19 protein-coding genes are annotated in these 15,723 nt (G+C 30.0%); 17 read left to right on the top strand and 2 right to left on the bottom strand.

Annotated elements, in window-relative coordinates; translation table 11 throughout:
• Positions 1-298 precede the first annotated feature (298 nt).
• The 3 genes from ABM4_RS05235 to glf all read left to right on the top strand — a co-directional run bounded on the left by ABM4_RS05235 (position 299) and on the right by glf (position 3,911).
• Positions 299-1,870: an MBL fold metallo-hydrolase gene (locus ABM4_RS05235; protein WP_016358636.1), complete on the top strand. Its 1,572-nt coding sequence runs from the start codon at positions 299-301 to the stop codon at positions 1,868-1,870.
• A 254-nt stretch (positions 1,871-2,124) separates the two neighbouring features.
• Positions 2,125-2,502, top strand: coding sequence for a hypothetical protein (locus ABM4_RS05230; protein ID WP_016358635.1), 378 nt, complete (start codon positions 2,125-2,127; stop codon positions 2,500-2,502).
• Positions 2,503-2,810: 308 nt separating this feature from the next.
• Positions 2,811-3,911 (top strand): UDP-galactopyranose mutase, encoded by a 1,101-nt coding sequence (gene glf, locus ABM4_RS05225; protein WP_016358634.1) that lies wholly within the window; start codon positions 2,811-2,813, stop codon positions 3,909-3,911.
• A gap of 319 nt (positions 3,912-4,230) precedes the next feature.
• Here glf and ABM4_RS05220 read toward each other — a convergent pair whose 3' ends face one another.
• Positions 4,231-5,187 carry an SseB family protein gene (locus ABM4_RS05220; protein WP_016358633.1) on the bottom strand — a complete coding sequence of 319 codons (957 nt, stop codon included), beginning with the start codon at positions 5,185-5,187 and terminating at the stop codon, positions 4,231-4,233.
• Positions 5,188-5,596: 409 nt separating this feature from the next.
• On the opposite strand from ABM4_RS05220, the gene ABM4_RS05215 reads away from it, so the two are divergent.
• The 13 genes from ABM4_RS05215 (at position 5,597) to ABM4_RS05155 (ending at position 14,797) form a co-directional block, all read left to right on the top strand.
• Positions 5,597-6,226: an HAD family hydrolase gene (locus ABM4_RS05215; protein ID WP_016358632.1), complete on the top strand. Its 630-nt coding sequence runs from the start codon at positions 5,597-5,599 to the stop codon at positions 6,224-6,226.
• A 181-nt stretch (positions 6,227-6,407) separates the two neighbouring features.
• Positions 6,408-7,046 carry an HAD family hydrolase gene (locus tag ABM4_RS05210; RefSeq protein ID WP_016358631.1) on the top strand — a complete coding sequence of 213 codons (639 nt, stop codon included), beginning with the start codon at positions 6,408-6,410 and terminating at the stop codon, positions 7,044-7,046.
• Between the two features lie 111 nt (positions 7,047-7,157).
• A complete protein-coding gene (locus ABM4_RS05205; RefSeq protein WP_016358630.1) occupies positions 7,158-7,427 on the top strand; it encodes a hypothetical protein in 270 nt (89 codons plus the stop codon).
• Between the two features lie 27 nt (positions 7,428-7,454).
• Entirely contained in the window at positions 7,455-7,811 is a 357-nt protein-coding gene (locus tag ABM4_RS05200) for a hypothetical protein (protein ID WP_016358629.1), read from the top strand.
• Between the two features lie 60 nt (positions 7,812-7,871).
• Complete coding sequence (locus ABM4_RS05195) at positions 7,872-8,258, top strand: hypothetical protein (RefSeq protein WP_016358628.1); 387 nt, start codon at positions 7,872-7,874, stop codon at positions 8,256-8,258.
• A gap of 65 nt (positions 8,259-8,323) precedes the next feature.
• Entirely contained in the window at positions 8,324-8,938 is a 615-nt protein-coding gene (locus ABM4_RS05190; protein WP_016358627.1) for an HAD family hydrolase, read from the top strand.
• Positions 8,939-9,208: 270 nt separating this feature from the next.
• Complete coding sequence (locus ABM4_RS05185; protein ID WP_016358626.1) at positions 9,209-9,715, top strand: hypothetical protein; 507 nt, start codon at positions 9,209-9,211, stop codon at positions 9,713-9,715.
• Between the two features lie 181 nt (positions 9,716-9,896).
• Positions 9,897-10,769, top strand: a complete 873-nt coding sequence (locus ABM4_RS05180) for an N-acyl homoserine lactonase family protein (RefSeq protein WP_048201036.1) — start codon at positions 9,897-9,899, stop codon at positions 10,767-10,769.
• Between the two features lie 361 nt (positions 10,770-11,130).
• Positions 11,131-11,502 (top strand): hypothetical protein, encoded by a 372-nt coding sequence (locus tag ABM4_RS05175; protein ID WP_016358624.1) that lies wholly within the window; start codon positions 11,131-11,133, stop codon positions 11,500-11,502.
• A 378-nt stretch (positions 11,503-11,880) separates the two neighbouring features.
• The gene (locus ABM4_RS05170) at positions 11,881-12,228 is read left to right on the top strand and encodes a helix-turn-helix domain-containing protein (protein WP_232216514.1); all 348 of its coding nucleotides are present in this window, start codon (positions 11,881-11,883) and stop codon (positions 12,226-12,228) included.
• 1 nt (position 12,229) lies between these two features.
• On the top strand, positions 12,230-12,958 hold the full coding sequence (locus ABM4_RS05165) for an ImmA/IrrE family metallo-endopeptidase (RefSeq protein WP_016358622.1): 729 nt from the start codon (positions 12,230-12,232) through the stop codon (positions 12,956-12,958).
• Positions 12,959-12,962: 4 nt separating this feature from the next.
• Entirely contained in the window at positions 12,963-13,481 is a 519-nt protein-coding gene (locus tag ABM4_RS05160; protein WP_016358621.1) for a hypothetical protein, read from the top strand.
• A gap of 827 nt (positions 13,482-14,308) precedes the next feature.
• Positions 14,309-14,797 (top strand): flavodoxin, encoded by a 489-nt coding sequence (locus tag ABM4_RS05155; RefSeq protein WP_016358620.1) that lies wholly within the window; start codon positions 14,309-14,311, stop codon positions 14,795-14,797.
• 80 nt (positions 14,798-14,877) lie between these two features.
• On the opposite strand, the gene ABM4_RS05150 is transcribed toward ABM4_RS05155, so the two are convergent.
• On the bottom strand, positions 14,878-15,207 hold the full coding sequence (locus tag ABM4_RS05150) for a hypothetical protein (protein ID WP_016358619.1): 330 nt from the start codon (positions 15,205-15,207) through the stop codon (positions 14,878-14,880).
• A 127-nt stretch (positions 15,208-15,334) separates the two neighbouring features.
• Here ABM4_RS05150 and ABM4_RS05145 point away from each other — a divergent pair, with 127 nt between their 5' ends.
• Positions 15,335-15,718: a (deoxy)nucleoside triphosphate pyrophosphohydrolase gene (locus tag ABM4_RS05145; protein ID WP_016358618.1), complete on the top strand. Its 384-nt coding sequence runs from the start codon at positions 15,335-15,337 to the stop codon at positions 15,716-15,718.
• The last annotated feature ends 5 nt before the right edge of the window (positions 15,719-15,723 follow it).

Raw genomic sequence — 15,723 nt, 5'->3', positions numbered from 1 at the left:
GAATAGAACAAAAAGTTATAGTAGTTCCTGGCGGAGTCGAACCGCCATCACAAGATCCAGGGTCTCGTATGATTGCCATTACACTAAGGAACTATAAAAAACAATAAAACTAATTTATTAATTTATATAAATCATTAAATTAATACTATTACTATAATATGTTTTTCATGATTTATAATGTTTTTCAATAATTATTATAGTAATTCCAACTATAAAAGGATATCCCAATATCCTTTATAAGTCGGTGTCGAATTATTATAAAATAATTATTTTTTAGAATGTAATTTAAGGGGTTTATATGAGTGATATTAGTTTTTATGGCGGAGTAGATGAGATTGGTGGAAACAAGATCAAATTGGATATGGATTCCACCTCACTTTTACTTGATTTTGGAATGAGCTTTAAGCAATACGGTAAGTTTTTCTCAGAATTCATTAATCCTAGAAAGGCTAACGGTATCGGGGACTTTATTGAACTGGGACTTATACCCGATGTTAAGGGAATATACAGGTCTGATTTTCTAGGTCATATGGGAATCCCACAGGAGGAAAAACCTGCCGTGGACGGTCTGCTTCTATCACATGCACATGCGGACCATGCGGATTACATATCACATCTTAGAAGTGACATTCCGATTTACATGACCCGGAACTCCAAGATAATACTGCAGGTTATTGGTGAGACAGGTCTCAACTCCGGTTTCAAGGATATCTATCAATATAAAACACAGTTTACCTATGTTCCCAAAAAAACCGGCAGCGGTTTCAAGAAGCTTACAGGTGATGAGGCCAAACATCCGAGGGATATTCGAATACTTGAGCCTTATGATGTTCAAGCTATCGGGGACTTAAACGTTCAGCTTGCGTCTGTTGATCACTCACTTCCAGGTGCCGCAGGTTTTCTAATTGAGGGGAGCCAGGAAAACGTTGTATATACTGGGGACCTACGTTTCCACGGTAGAAACAGGGATTTGACCAGGGACTTTGTAAAACATGCCAGAAGATTCTCACCTAATGTCATGATATGTGAGGGTACAAGAATCAACAGTGAGGAACATAGAAAGGAATTCGACGATGAAGGAAACAGAATCGAGTATCTTGAACTGGAGGAGGATATCGAGGAGAGGGTCTATAATCTAATCGGTGACTTCAAGGGCCTTGTCATCGCCAATTTCCCCCTCAGGGATCTTGACAGGCTGATTACCTTCCATAACATTGCAAAGGAGACCGACAGAACATTGCTCGTTTCCACTAAACAGGCATATATGTTAAAGCTCATTGAGGAGGAAAACGAGGAGAAGACCATCTATCCAAGTATCCATGATGAGAATATTGGAATATATATAAGGCGTAAGGGCGACGGACTTGTATCCTCCCTGAGAAATGGTGATGGCCATTCAAGTGATTTCTATGTTTCAAAGGATAATAATTGGGTTAATGCAGATGAGGACATCTATATAAAGGAATATGAAAAATGGGAAAGGGAATTTCTGGACTATGATAACGCATACACCTATAGGGATATCCAGGATAATGAATCAGGCTTTATCATACGCCTTGATAATTTTTCATTCATGGAGCTGATCGATATTAAACCTGAAAATGCGATCTATCTTCACAGTACAACCGAACCATTTAATGAGGAGATGGAGATGAATTATGAGATAACCGAAAATTGGCTGAACCATTTTGATATTCCAATCTATAACCACTTCCATGTATCAGGTCATGCGAAGGGTCCTGAACTTCTTGAGATGGTAAGGGAGATTCATCCCGATGTTTTATATCCTGTCCATACGGAGCATGCCGAGTTATATGACGTGCTAAAGGATGATGGCATAAAGGTTATTCATCCCAGCTTGTCCAAATAGAAATTAATATTTCCTGTAAAATGATTATTTAATCGACTTTTTTTATTTTAATTTTTTATCTTTACTATGCTTCTAATTGGGGTTTTTTTAATAGTGTATTTAAGTAGATTTCATTTTTACTAGGCTTCTAAATGGGTTTTTTAATATTGTATTTAATCGGATTTCATTTTTGTCAGGTTTTTATATTGCTTTTTTAATATTCTATTTAAGTAGATTTGATAAAAATTATATATCACTTTAAATAAAGTACTAATATGAATTTTAAAGAGGAATTGATGAAAGGGGATTCTGGATATTCAAGGCTTCAGAAGTATTTAATCTATTTTTCATGTGCACTACTTTTCATCTGTATGTTTCTACAGTTCTGGATAGATGTAAATCAATATAACTTTAATTTTGCTGTAGCCATTGGAGTTTTTTTAATCTTCTTTATCTACATTGTATCCAAGGATGAAAGATTGATTCCAAATTCAAACAGTAAATCCGAGGCCATATTTGCACTTATCATGACCATAGTCTTGCTTATGGTTGTTGTGGCGGTTTATTGGAACACTAGCCTGCTTAACGTTTCATTTGTTTTGGCATCATCCATTGTTAACCTGGTGGTTTTCATTCCACATGCCCTATCCTGAAGACTATTATTAAATTACTTTTTTTATTTTACTCTATTTTTTAAGATTTTAGAATAAATGCTGAAATCCATTTAATTAGGATGCATTGCTTTTTAATTTACCTTTTTTTTAATTTCCACTATTTTAAAGATTTTATAATAAATGCTGAAATCTATTGGTTATGGGGTATTGTTTTTTCATCTACTTTTTCTAGTTTCCACTTTTTTTAGATTCTAATATAGAAAGGCTAAAATTTATTTAATCAGGAAACATATATAATTTATTATTATAATTAGTTTTATAAATTTTATAAAAATATTGTGATTTATATGGAATATGATTATTTAATAGTTGGTTCAGGACTTTTTGGTTCTGTATTTGCACGTGAAATGACAGATAAAGGTAAGAAATGTTTAGTTATTGAAAGAAGGGACCATATAGGAGGTAACGTTTACACTAAGGAGGACCATGGTATAAATGTTCATATGTATGGTGCACATATATTCCACACAGACAATAAAGAGGTCTGGGAATATGTAAATAAATATGCTGATTTTAACCGTTTTACAAACTCACCTATTGCAAACTATAAGGGTGAACTATACAATCTTCCTTTCAATATGAATACCTTCCATGAGATGTGGGGAATCAAAACCCCTCAGGAGGCTGTTGAAATTATTGAATCTCAAAAGGCCGAGGCAAATATTACAGAACCTAAGAACCTTGAGGAACAGGCTATCAGTCTTGTAGGTAAGGATATTTACGAGAAGTTGGTTAAGGGATATACCGAAAAACAGTGGGGAAGGAAATGTAGTGAACTTCCTGCATTTATTATTAAACGTTTGCCTGTAAGACTAATCTATGACAATAACTATTTCAACGATTTATACCAGGGAATACCTATTGGTGGATATACCCAGATTATTGAAAAGCTTTTGGACGGCATTTATGTTAAGATTAACTGCGATTTCTTTGACGATAAGGAGAAATGGATGAATGTTGCGGACAAGGTGATATTTACCGGTATGATAGACCAGTTCTACGATTACTGTTATGGTGAACTTGAATATAGGGGCCTTAAGTTTGAGACTGAATTGAAGGATACCGATAACTATCAGGGTAACGCTGTTGTAAACTATACCGATGCTGAAACTCCATTTACAAGAATCATCGAACATAAGCACTTTGAATCTGCCGAATCAGATGTCACCATCATTACCCATGAATATCCACAGACCTGGAAAAGGGGCATGGAGGCATACTATCCTGTAAATAACGAGGCAAACAATAACCTATTTGCAAAATACCAAAAATTAGCGGATAAGGAGGACAAGGTTATCTTCGGTGGTCGTCTAGGTCTATATAAATATTATAATATGGATAAGATCATTGAGGAGGCTTTGGCTTTGGTTGATGCTGAAAGTAATTAGATTTCATTAATTACTTTTTTTACACTTTTTTTCATTGAATTCTGGGATTGGATTTCTCAATTGTTTTTTTATTGGATTTTAAGTTCGGACTTTTTTTTAGTTGATTTAAAGTAGAATCTCTATTCATTGCTTTTTTTATGTTTTTTTTACCTGATTTTAAAATATAATTTTTAATTGTTTTTTCAGTAAATTGGATGATCAATTACCAATTTTTCATCATTTAAGGACATAAAGTCTACAATTCCATTCTAAAATAATTAAAAATATTAAATCAGGAATTAACTGGTTTTAAAATGTTTGTTAAATCTTCTAAAACAGTTTATTCAATCTCCCAGAAATTACCGTCATTATCTAAACCGACTGGAAATCCGCATCTTTCCAACCATCTATCGGTTGTAAGTTCTGGAATAGGGGCAGTGTTAAAAGTCTGTCTAAATATTCTTCTTGAATCGTTAACAAGTGATGGGTTAATTGTATCATTACCAATGAATGCTTTCCAATTGTCTTTAAATAGATGTAAAAGAACAATCTGTACTTTGCCCTTATATTCATAAATATCTAAAACCTTAAACAATGAATTAGGGCCACAGGTAAATAAATTCCAATTAGTCTCCTCTTCAAACTCTGAACAGTCAATGCAATGATTGGATATGATGGCAAAACGACAGTTTGTAACAATTTTACCGATTTTATTACTTGAATCTACAAATGCCCTTTCCTGAATTATCTGGCCGATTTCATATTTGTTGATTAGATCTTTGGATAGATCTAGGTCTCTGACAAAGAAACCTACCTGGTCATAGGCCATGTTAACCTTCTCCTTCTGACTTAACTTACCTGAATGCTTTTTATCATCAAATAAACGTAAAAAATCTTTAAACGCTATTGAAAAACCATTCTCATTAAACGGATTAATGACAATGTCTATAAAGTTTGCTGTTTTAAATTTTTCAGCAATATCCGCACTATCTATTAGTAATATGTTGTCGCAGTTAACGTTGATTAACTCCTTTTCGTTTGTAAATACAAATAGATGCACGTTTCCATTTTCATCCACATAGGTCAAGGGTTTAAATCCAAGGGGTTCCTTGGTTGTATAGGTTTCCCCTACCTTCACATTTTCCAGTGCATCTTTGTTTCTTGTAAACTCAATGGGCAAAAGTAAGGACGCTTTTTTCAACTCTTCAATAAGCATCTTCTCATATTCACGTGTTCTCTTCTCTGCACTTACATTAATTAAATCGTTTAAACGTTTGTTGTTAACCTCATCAGACATATTTATCCCCAAATTAACTTTTTTATTAAAATTTTAGGTCAATCCTTTATAGATCTGGAATCTAATAAAGATATTTCCAATCAGCTTTTGAAAGAGTTTTTAAAGAATATCCTTATAAGCTTGATTAAACATTCTTATAAGATATTTTTAAATAATATTTTTATTAGGTCTGATTGGACCTTTCTAGAAAATATCTTTATAAAGTATCATTATTAAATATGATTAAACCTTTAACAATCATTTAATTATATCATTCACTAGTTATAAAAAAATTTCCATTAGTGTTTAAGGTAGAATCGGATTTTCTTCTAGGTATGTCCATAGGAAATTTAAATTCCAGTTTTATAAAAATACCAATCGCTCATGACCTTAAAAAATATTTTAATATAATATACCATAATATAATATTATGAAAGAATTGTATATCTTTGACTTTGATGGAACTTTGGTGGATTCTATAGTGGATTCCATTGCATGTGTTAACGAGGTTTTAAAAAGATTTGATAAACCAACTTATGATAAAGATCTGAAAACATTATATTATAAGGATTTTAGACAGTTTCTAAAAGATATCGATGCAGGTAAGGAAACAGACGTGTATCCTGCATATATTGATTTATATAAGGATTATCCGAAAGTCCACACCCGTCCATATGACGGTGTTAAAGAGGTTCTAGAAGAGTTGTCCAATCGGGGAAAAACATTGGCGATATGCTCAAACAGGGATGAGAAATATTTGAATGAATTTTCTAAGGAGCTTTTCAAGGATATCAATTTTAAGTATATCTCAGGCTATAGGAAAGGCATACCTGACAAGCCTAATCCATACAGACTAAATGAGATAGTCGAAATGGAAGGCTGCAGCAAGGATGAAGTATTGTATTTCGGTGATAAGGATGCTGATATTGCAGCTGCAGAGAATGCCTCCATGGATATGGTTTTGGTGACATATGGTCAGGGCAATGATGAGGATTATTCAAGCGATTATCCTTTAAGAATCATTGACTCACCTTATGATATATTGGATTTGGATTTTTGATTTGGTTGTTAGATTTTTTATTATTATTATTACTATTATTATCTGGATTAGATTTGGATTTTTGATTTGATTGTTGGGGTTTATTATAATCATTTGAATTTTAGGTTTTAATCCATTGTCATGGACTGGAATTTAAACATTAAATGATATGTATTTAAACCTTTAGTAAAGGGGCTATTTGATGAGAAAGGGATATATTTTTGATTTTGATGGAACATTGGCGGACACTTTCCTGGATTCTTTGATTGCATTCAACAAATCATTGATTGAATATGATGTGGACACGTTTCACATAAACGATTTGGAAAATGTTAGCTATGTGGATTTTAGAAACTTTGCACATAGGCTGGAAGACAATGCAGATAACCTGCCCATTAAGGATATCCAGCTGGCATACAGGAGGAACTCACTTGAATCCAAAAGGTATCATACGGAACTATATCCTGGTATTCATGATGTCCTGAAAACATTAAAGGATAATGGTGTTTCTATATCAATATGCTCCAACCGTGATCAGATATTGCTTGATAGTTTGGTTGATTACCTGTTGGGTGATATCGCATTTGACTGCGTTGTTGGATATAGGGAAGGTCTACCTGGAAAACCGGATCCATATAAACTTAATAGGATAATTGAAAAGTCAAATCTGGATAAGGACAATGTGTTGTATGTTGGGGATAGAAGTGCCGATATCCTGACTGCAGAGAATGCCAATGTTGATATGGCTTTTGTAACCTGGGGTCAGAAGGATGATATCTCCATGCACTGTAATTATCCTTTAAAGATGATTGATAACGCTTATGACCTTTTGGATTTGTAATTAATTTTAATATTTTTTATAATAATTTCGCTTTAAGAAATAGTTTTGGAAATATTTATTATAAATAATAATATAATATTAATTAATTATTGATAGGGAAGGTTTTTTAAGATGACTGAAAAAAAAGTTTTAAGGATACTCCAAGAGGATGTGGATCTTAAAAAATTATTTAATCAAGAATTTTTAGACAAATTAAATTCTAATTTTAAGGATTTGAAGATTTCACCTGTGGTAATTGGATTTTCAGTAGAGAAAGATGATATTGAAAATGATAATGTTACTGTAGGCTATCGAAATGATGATGACTTAAGTAATAATACTGTTGTTATCAGTGTTTCTAATAATCCTGACAATATTGATAAAATGTCTGACAGTTTATAAAATTATTATTCTTGTTGGGGGGTTACTATGGAATCTATAGTTAATAAAGAAATGGAGATTTTCCCAGGAAATCCTAAAAAGTCATTTACTAATGATGATTTATATTTTAAAGAAAGTTATTTTTATCATAATTGTAAAAGAGAGTTTTTAAATAGGCTTCAAGAATTATCTAACCAATATGACTTAGGCGATGTGGAGTTTAAAAGGGAATATGATTGCGGAGTTCCTGAGGATTTGTTTGTTATTCATGTGCCTAAAAATATGGGTTGGGAAGAATACACTAAAAATTTTGAAAAAATAATCAATGAAATGTGGCAATACTCTAAAACTAATAAAAATAGGGAGTCTCTTTTTTTAAATTCAAATATAATTTGCGAATATTAATTATTTTTCCAGGTGATTAATATTTTAAAAATTAAAAATTATCCCCAGTACCAATTATATTTGTTTACTAAACTTATTTATGAAAATAAGGAGGATTTAATTCCTGATTCTTGTGATGATAGATGTATTAATAGTACGATTATTAATAGATCTTATTATAGTGCTTATTCTTATTCCTCTTTATGGTTAAATAATAAATATAATTTTAAGGTTAAGAAATCTTGGGATTTTATAAATGATAATGAGCAATATAAATCGGAGCATAGGCAAGTTATTGATGAATTAAAATATAAAAAACAGTTTACTTGTTCTAACAAGTTGATGGAATGTAAGAGAATTAGGAATATTGCTGATTATGAGATGTTTCATGATATAACTGATAAAGATGTTGAAAATTGTTTTAAAAACATGGAATATATTATAAAAAAATTAAAATTAGAATTATGATTATTTTTTTTAAATATTCCGGTATACTTTAGAAACTATGTATAATCACATTGATAAGTGGTATAATGAAAAAACTGTATATTTTTGATTTTGACGGAACGCTTGTGGATACATTATACGATTCCGTAAGTGCATATAATAAGGCTTTGGAAAAATTTAATCAACCGATATTTCCATTTAAAACTGCAGATGACATCAACTTTGAGGAGTTCATATCATTCATGGGCTCCGATGAGGATATTCTGGAGGAATATATGGATATCTACATAAGGAGTCCTAAGGACCATACAAAACCATACGATGGCATTTTGGAAACACTTGCTGAACTTAACAGCAATCCGGACATAACCCTGGCGGTATGTTCTAATCGTATGGATGACCTATTAAGGATGCTTGTATTGAAGCTATTTCCTAATATAGATTTCAAATATGTGATAGGCCATATAAGGGATGAGCCATTCAAACCTGATCCATTTTTAATTAACAAGATAATCAAGTCCGAGGACTTTTTAAAGGAGGAGATTGTGTATATTGGAGATAGGTATACCGATATTCAAACGGGAAAGAATGTTGATGTTGATGTTATTGTGGTAAAATGGGGTCAGGGTTCCGATGATGCATACCTTGATGATTATCCTATAAAGGTTGTAGATAAACCATCAGAGATTCTGGATCTCTGAGTATCCTCATGGTTATTACATTAATCCATATTAAACAAGAAAACAACTTAATTTGGAATTCAGTAACCAATAGAATCAAACCCTATTTGGAATTTAATAGGGTTTAAATAATAAAAAAATCAATAACTTAATTCAGTGACTTTATATAAATTAACAATAAAATCAAATAACTAATCTATTTTAATATTGAAAAGTAAAAATGTATTTTAATTAAAATAATTATTTACTTGATGCAGATAAGTTATTAATCTAAAAAAATGATGTGGTATTATGGATTATGGTGAAAAGTATAAGGAATCAATTATTAACTTGATAGAAATTAACTCCAACATGATTGATACAACAGAGGAGGCCTTTGTACTCTGTGATGATAATATCCGTCAAGATGTAGAGGATAATGTTAAATATATATTGAGCTTTCTTGAAACAGAATATGTTGTAAATGCCGAATACGAAGATTTTAAAGAGTTATCCGGCTATTTGTATGAGGTATTTCAAAATGATGTAATCTATAAATATCTATTGACCTTATTGGAGTTTGCATTAAAGGACCTTTTAAAGGTAGCGGATTTTAAATTTAAAATGGTTGAGGAAGGGAATTTTGATTCATTTACAAAATTCAACTCAGACATTATAAAAGAATTCTTTAACGTATATGAGAATTTCCAGGATAATTATCTGATGTTTATATTGGAATATAAAAACTTTGAGCATTACTCTTTAATACATGATTATAACAGGAATCTCAAGGACGCCTTTACAAAGGAAGACGATTAGATTCCTGATTATCCATTTATTTATTCTTTTTTTTTTACAAGTTTGATTTTTTTTATTTATTAAGATTTAATTTTTTTTAGAGATATTTCGTTAAATCTTAAATCTTATATTTCTAGGTATAAATAAAGAGTATAATAGGTTTATAGTTATTATCTATATAAAATTCTCAGTGATGTAAATGATGAAGATACATGTTTTACAGACAGGGCAGGTAAATATATCCGAGTCACTAGCTTTTCGTGATGAGGAGGTAAATCCCTCATTACCGAAACTTACGGTTCTAAGTTCTTATGGTAGAAAAAACAGGAAATGGTTTCCTGTATCGGCATATCTAATAGAATATGATGATTATCTGATTCTATATGATACCGGCTGGCATAGGGATATTTCACCAAATGGAAAATATGAAAAACTATCCCAGATTAGACATCAAACCTTAAAGGACTATTTGACCAATCAGGGACTAGTGCCGGAAGGTCAGGCCATAAATGAACAATTGGAATCTTTAAACATTAAAACATCCGACCTGGACTATGTGATATTAAGTCACCTTGATGTGGATCATGCCTCCGGTCTTAAACATGTTGGGGATGCCAAAAAGATTATGGTAAGCAGGGACGAACTTGATTTTGCAAATAAGAATAAGATTAGATATGTTGGGAACATGTGGAAAGGTGTCGATTTGGATACCTTCGAGTTTGAGGACAGGCTACATGGTACCGAGGAGGAAATCTTTGAAAACGGTCCTGTTGGAAGGGTCTATGATCTGTTTGGTGATGGGAAATTCCAATTAATTAATATACCTGGACATACTCCAGGTTTGGTCGCATTAAAGATTACCAATACCTATACCGGTAAATATGTTTTACTTTTCTCCGATGGTGGTTATGCTGAAAAATCATGGAGGGAGATGATTCTACCGGGTATTGCGGATAATCTAGATCAGGCTATCGAATCTCTTAAATGGATTAGACAGACAAGTCTAAATGAGAATTGCATTGAGAGCCTTGCAAACCATGATCCCGATATTAAACCGCATATTATAGAATTATAACCATAATGCTCTCTATCTATTATGTTTTTTTAGTTTTTTCCGTTTTTGGAGTTTATTTGATTTTTATTTTTTTCAATTTAATCCAATTTTAACTTTTAGCTATTTTTTCATTTAGACTTACCTCTTATTTTTCACTTTTTTTTAGGTGGATAATAACTTTGGCATAAAATTTGATAGGTTTTTAATTTTTTTCACTAGATTTTTATGACAATTCTAAAATTCATATGTTCCTATAAATAATCGGTCATAATATTTTGGCATAAATTTTAATGGATTTTTAATTTGTTTCACTGAATTTTTATGACAGAATCACTAAAACCTGTAAAAAGTTATAAATATTTCTTAAATTAAATAGTTCTTTATGAATAATGATAAATTTTTTAGAAGTAAACCTGGATATAATATGTTTCAGAGAGTTTTAGTTATTATATCCATAGTATTATTGGCCATTTCATTGATTTTAGAATACTTTGCTTTTAAAAACATTACTGATATTAGATTTTATGTTACAATTCTATGTTTTATACTAATATTTCTATATCTTATAACAAGAACCGAGTCAGTTTATAATAGATCCGATGCTTTTGTGGGGATATTTATCAATACTGCAACATTATTTGCAGGAATCTATTTCTTTTATAAGGTAAATTCATTAGTTTTAGGATTAATGGTTATTGCATCAATATTAAATTATATTGCATTCGTTCCTCATACAAAGAAAATCAAATCTTAAATCAATGTTTTTAAATATTTAATTATTATCTGGTTTATTTAAACGGATTATATTCCAAACTTTTATTTTTTTATTAATCTTATCAGGCTATTTTTTGTTGGATTGTTGTCATATAATCCTTACATCTATTTTATTTGATAAATAATCTACAATGATATAAAAATTATGTATCTTTAAGGTTTATTTTAATTAAACTTAACTGATTCACATCATATAAATTTTTAAAGGATTTTTAAGGTTTATCTATCTTTTTTACCAATTTGTGTCTGTTTTAATCAAGGGTGATTATATTCATTTTTATTGATATGTCATATTTTCTTAAAAACATTTAAATAGTATTATGACAAATATATTCATGTCTACTTTGGAGGCATTTCTTTGGCAGAAAGCGAAAAAAATATTGAGATGGGTAAAAGATTAAAAGAGTTAAGAACTTCCCAGAATATTAATCAGTCTAGTATAGCTAATTATTTGGGCATTGACCAAAGTACTCTAGCTAAGATTGAATCCGGGAAACGTTCATTAAATTTAACGTCCCTAAACAAGCTTTGTGAATTATATGGCTGTTCTAGGGATTATGTTATTGGAAAAACCGACAAGTATACTCCTTTAAATTTTGCGTTCAGATCTAAAAAAGTTAGTGTTGAAGATTTAGAGGCAATCGCTGTTATAAACAAGATTGTTTTGAATATTGAATTTTTAGATAATCTAAAGGAGGATGATTGATGTGAAAAGTCCAATAGAATTGAATTCATTTGCTGTTGAGCTTAGGGATGAATTGAATATGAATCCTTATATTCCTATAGATTTATTTCACATGGTCCCGACCTGTTTTACAGATTATACTATAATATTCCATCCAATGTCATCAAATACTAGTGGTATGTGTGTAAAGAATGGTACCAATAGTATTATAGGTATAAATTCCAATTCCTCTTTAGGTAGACAAAGGTTTACACTTGCCCATGAATTATATCATTTATTATATGACGATAACTTCAATGAGGATATTGTTGTCTGTAATTATAATGATAAAAGTGATTCAGAGCAGGAGGCTGAGCTCTTCGGTTCATATGTATTGATTCCCTATGAGGGTTTAAAGAAATTTATCAAATCTAGAGGTATTAAAAAATGGACCTTGGATGATGCCATAGTGTGTGAACAATATTTCCAAATTTCACATCAGGCTTTAATTACAAGGCTTCTTCAAGATGGATTTATTGATGAAAGAGAATTTGACAATTTATCTAATGTTAAGATTAGTCATGAAGCGAAGTTAAGAGGTTTTGATAAATCAATTTATCAGGTTCCGGAATATAATAGCAAAAGAGTGATTGGTAATTATGTTCGTCTAGTTGAGGATGCTTACAATTCTAATCTTATATCTGAAGATAAAAGAAATGGAATGTTGTTAGATGGATTCCAAGATGAGATTGTATATAAATATAAAAGGTGACTAAATGGAATCTAAAACTCTCTACCTAAACAACAATATTCTTTTTACATTTGTTAGAGTTGATAATATTGACTTGTTAAATAGACAATTCAATAAGATTGTTACCACTCCAAAAACTTATAATGATCTTTGCCGTTCAATAAAAATGGAAAAGAGGTTAAAACCTTTGGTTGAAAATAAGATTATCCAACTTAAAGATATTAAAGTTTATTCTGAAGAGTTTAAAGTCTTTATGGATTTAACTTCAAGTAAATATGTAAGTGATAACGAGGCTATGTTGATGGCTATGGCAAAGGTAAATAATGGAGTTATTCTTGTGGAGGATCCTAATGAAATGAAGGAGTATTTAGATAGGTTCCAAATCAATTATATCTCATTGGAGGATATTTTTGTAAATAGTATTGAAAAAGGCATTATGAGCAGTGAGGAGGCAATGGAACTATTGCTTAAGATATCTGCTTCAAAAACTCCAATATCTGGTGAAATATTAATTAAAATAAAAAATAGGATAGAGGATTATTAATCTAAACTATCAGTTGGAATACAAATTAGAAAATTACAATTCATGTTAATATACTTACTAAAAAACATAGGTTAATGGTGAATATATGCAATTCCTTTACAGGAAGGTGTAAAAAGTTTATTTAAGTAAAAATAACTTTTTATATTTTTTATCATATATAATTGCAGAATCTTATGGGGGTAGATTTTTGCAATTATCATATACCATGAGTCTTATAATTGTAGGTCTATGGGGGTGTAGAGCCTGCAATTATTTTTCACTGTTAATTTTATAATTGTAGGTCTATGGGGGTGTGGAGCCTACAATTATTAATTAATTTGTTTTTTTAATTGCAGAATCCTTGAATTTGATTTCTGTAATTATTTTTTCAATTCACTTTGTAATTACGAATCTTAGGTTGATTTCCGTAATTACCTTTACTATTAAATTTATAGTTGTAAGATCTGTTATGTATGGAACTTGCAATTTATAAAAATATCATAATTTCCAATTAATAACCATGTAATATATTCCTTAATTTAGTGGAAATTATGATTTAATGATTCCATTATATTTTTAATGGAATCATATTCTTTATTAAACTTTTTTTTCAAGATTTAAACTTATTTAAAATCAATTTACAAATTCTTAATTAATAAAGATAAAACTAAGCATTAAACATCTTTTTTTATAAAAATTTTATAATTTTATCTATAATTATTTTCATAATATTTTTATATGTATATATAATTTTTTTTTAAATAAAATATATATACTACTTTATATATAGTAATATTAACCTAATTAAATTTTATAAATTTATTTTTAAAAATTGTTAAAGTGATAAAATGAGTGGATTAATTGTTTATTATTCATATAAAAATCATACAAGAATGATTGCAGAAAAAATTAGTGAAATTACAGGTTTTGATTTATGTGAAATTAAAACTGTTGATGATTATACAGATGATTATGACGCCCTTGTAGATGAAACTGTAGATAATTTGAAAAGTCAAACCAAGCCTGAATTACAACCATTAGATAAGGATATATCTGGTTATGATACAATTGTAGTTGGAAGTCCAGTTTGGTGGTATACTATAGCTCCACCTATTAGAACATTCTTATCCTCAAATGATTTTACAGGAAAAACTGTTATACCATTTGTAACTCATGCTGGCTGGCCAAGATCTGCTATTAAAGAGGCAAGTAGAGTTGCAGAAGCAAATGGTGCAAATGTGGAAAATCCAATGGAAATCCAATTTACAACAGATTATGATGCAGATGAATTAGTTACATCTGGTGATGATATTAAATCATGGATTAACAGTTTATGATTAAAGATATATTTTTAACTTTTATTTTTTATTAAATTTTAAATTTAAGTAGTTCATTCTATTTATTGGAATCAATTTATCTATTTTTTAAATTTAAGTGGTACCCATTCTATTTCAACATTATTAGAATCATTTAAAACCCAATTATATGTTCTCATTTCAAGATTATTTTTTAAGATTTCTAATTGATTACCACTTTTTTGAAGTCTATAAACCTTAGCTTTAACCTTGTCTAGTTCTGCAGATACTTTTGCCTCATCTTTATTCTCATCAAGTATTGAGTTTAAGGTTTTAATATTAATAATATAACTAAGTTCATAATATTTGTCCTCAGTTGTTTTAACTTCAAGATTATTTAATCTCTCTTCTGCAGTGTTACATCTTTTTTGAATTTCAATCCTACTTTTCATATTATTAATTTATTAATTTTATTTTATCATAATTTTTTTGTTTTAAATTTAAGTTTTAAAAAAATTATAATAATCTTTAATTATATTTAAAAACAAATAATATTTTAATTATAATTAGAGGGATTTAATGAAGAAGTTACATGTAGTAGCAGCAATTATTAAAAAAGATGATAAAATTTTAGCTACTCAACGTGGATATGGTGAATTTAAAGGTCTTTGGGAGTTTCCTGGTGGAAAAATAGAAAAAGGTGAATCTAAAAAGGAAGCTTTAATTAGGGAAATCAAAGAAGAGTTAAATGCAGATATTAAAATTGATAAATTTGCTTTAGATTTAGAGTGGCAATATCCTAATTTTTATTTATATATGTCCTGTTATGAATGTAGTTTAGAAAGCGATTTAAAACTTCTGGAACATATGAATGGAAAATGGTTAGGTAAAGATGAATTAGATTCAGTTCAATGGATTGAAGCGGATATAAAAGTTGTAAATTACTTGAAGGAAAATCTTTAGAAAAG

It is taken from the genome of Methanobrevibacter sp. AbM4 (genome assembly GCF_000404165.1).
In the GTDB taxonomy this organism is placed as follows: Archaea; Methanobacteriota; Methanobacteria; order Methanobacteriales; family Methanobacteriaceae; genus Methanarmilla; species Methanarmilla boviskoreani.
The sequence above is the reverse complement of the archived record's forward strand: the minus strand, read 5'-3'. Positions and strand labels throughout refer to the sequence as shown.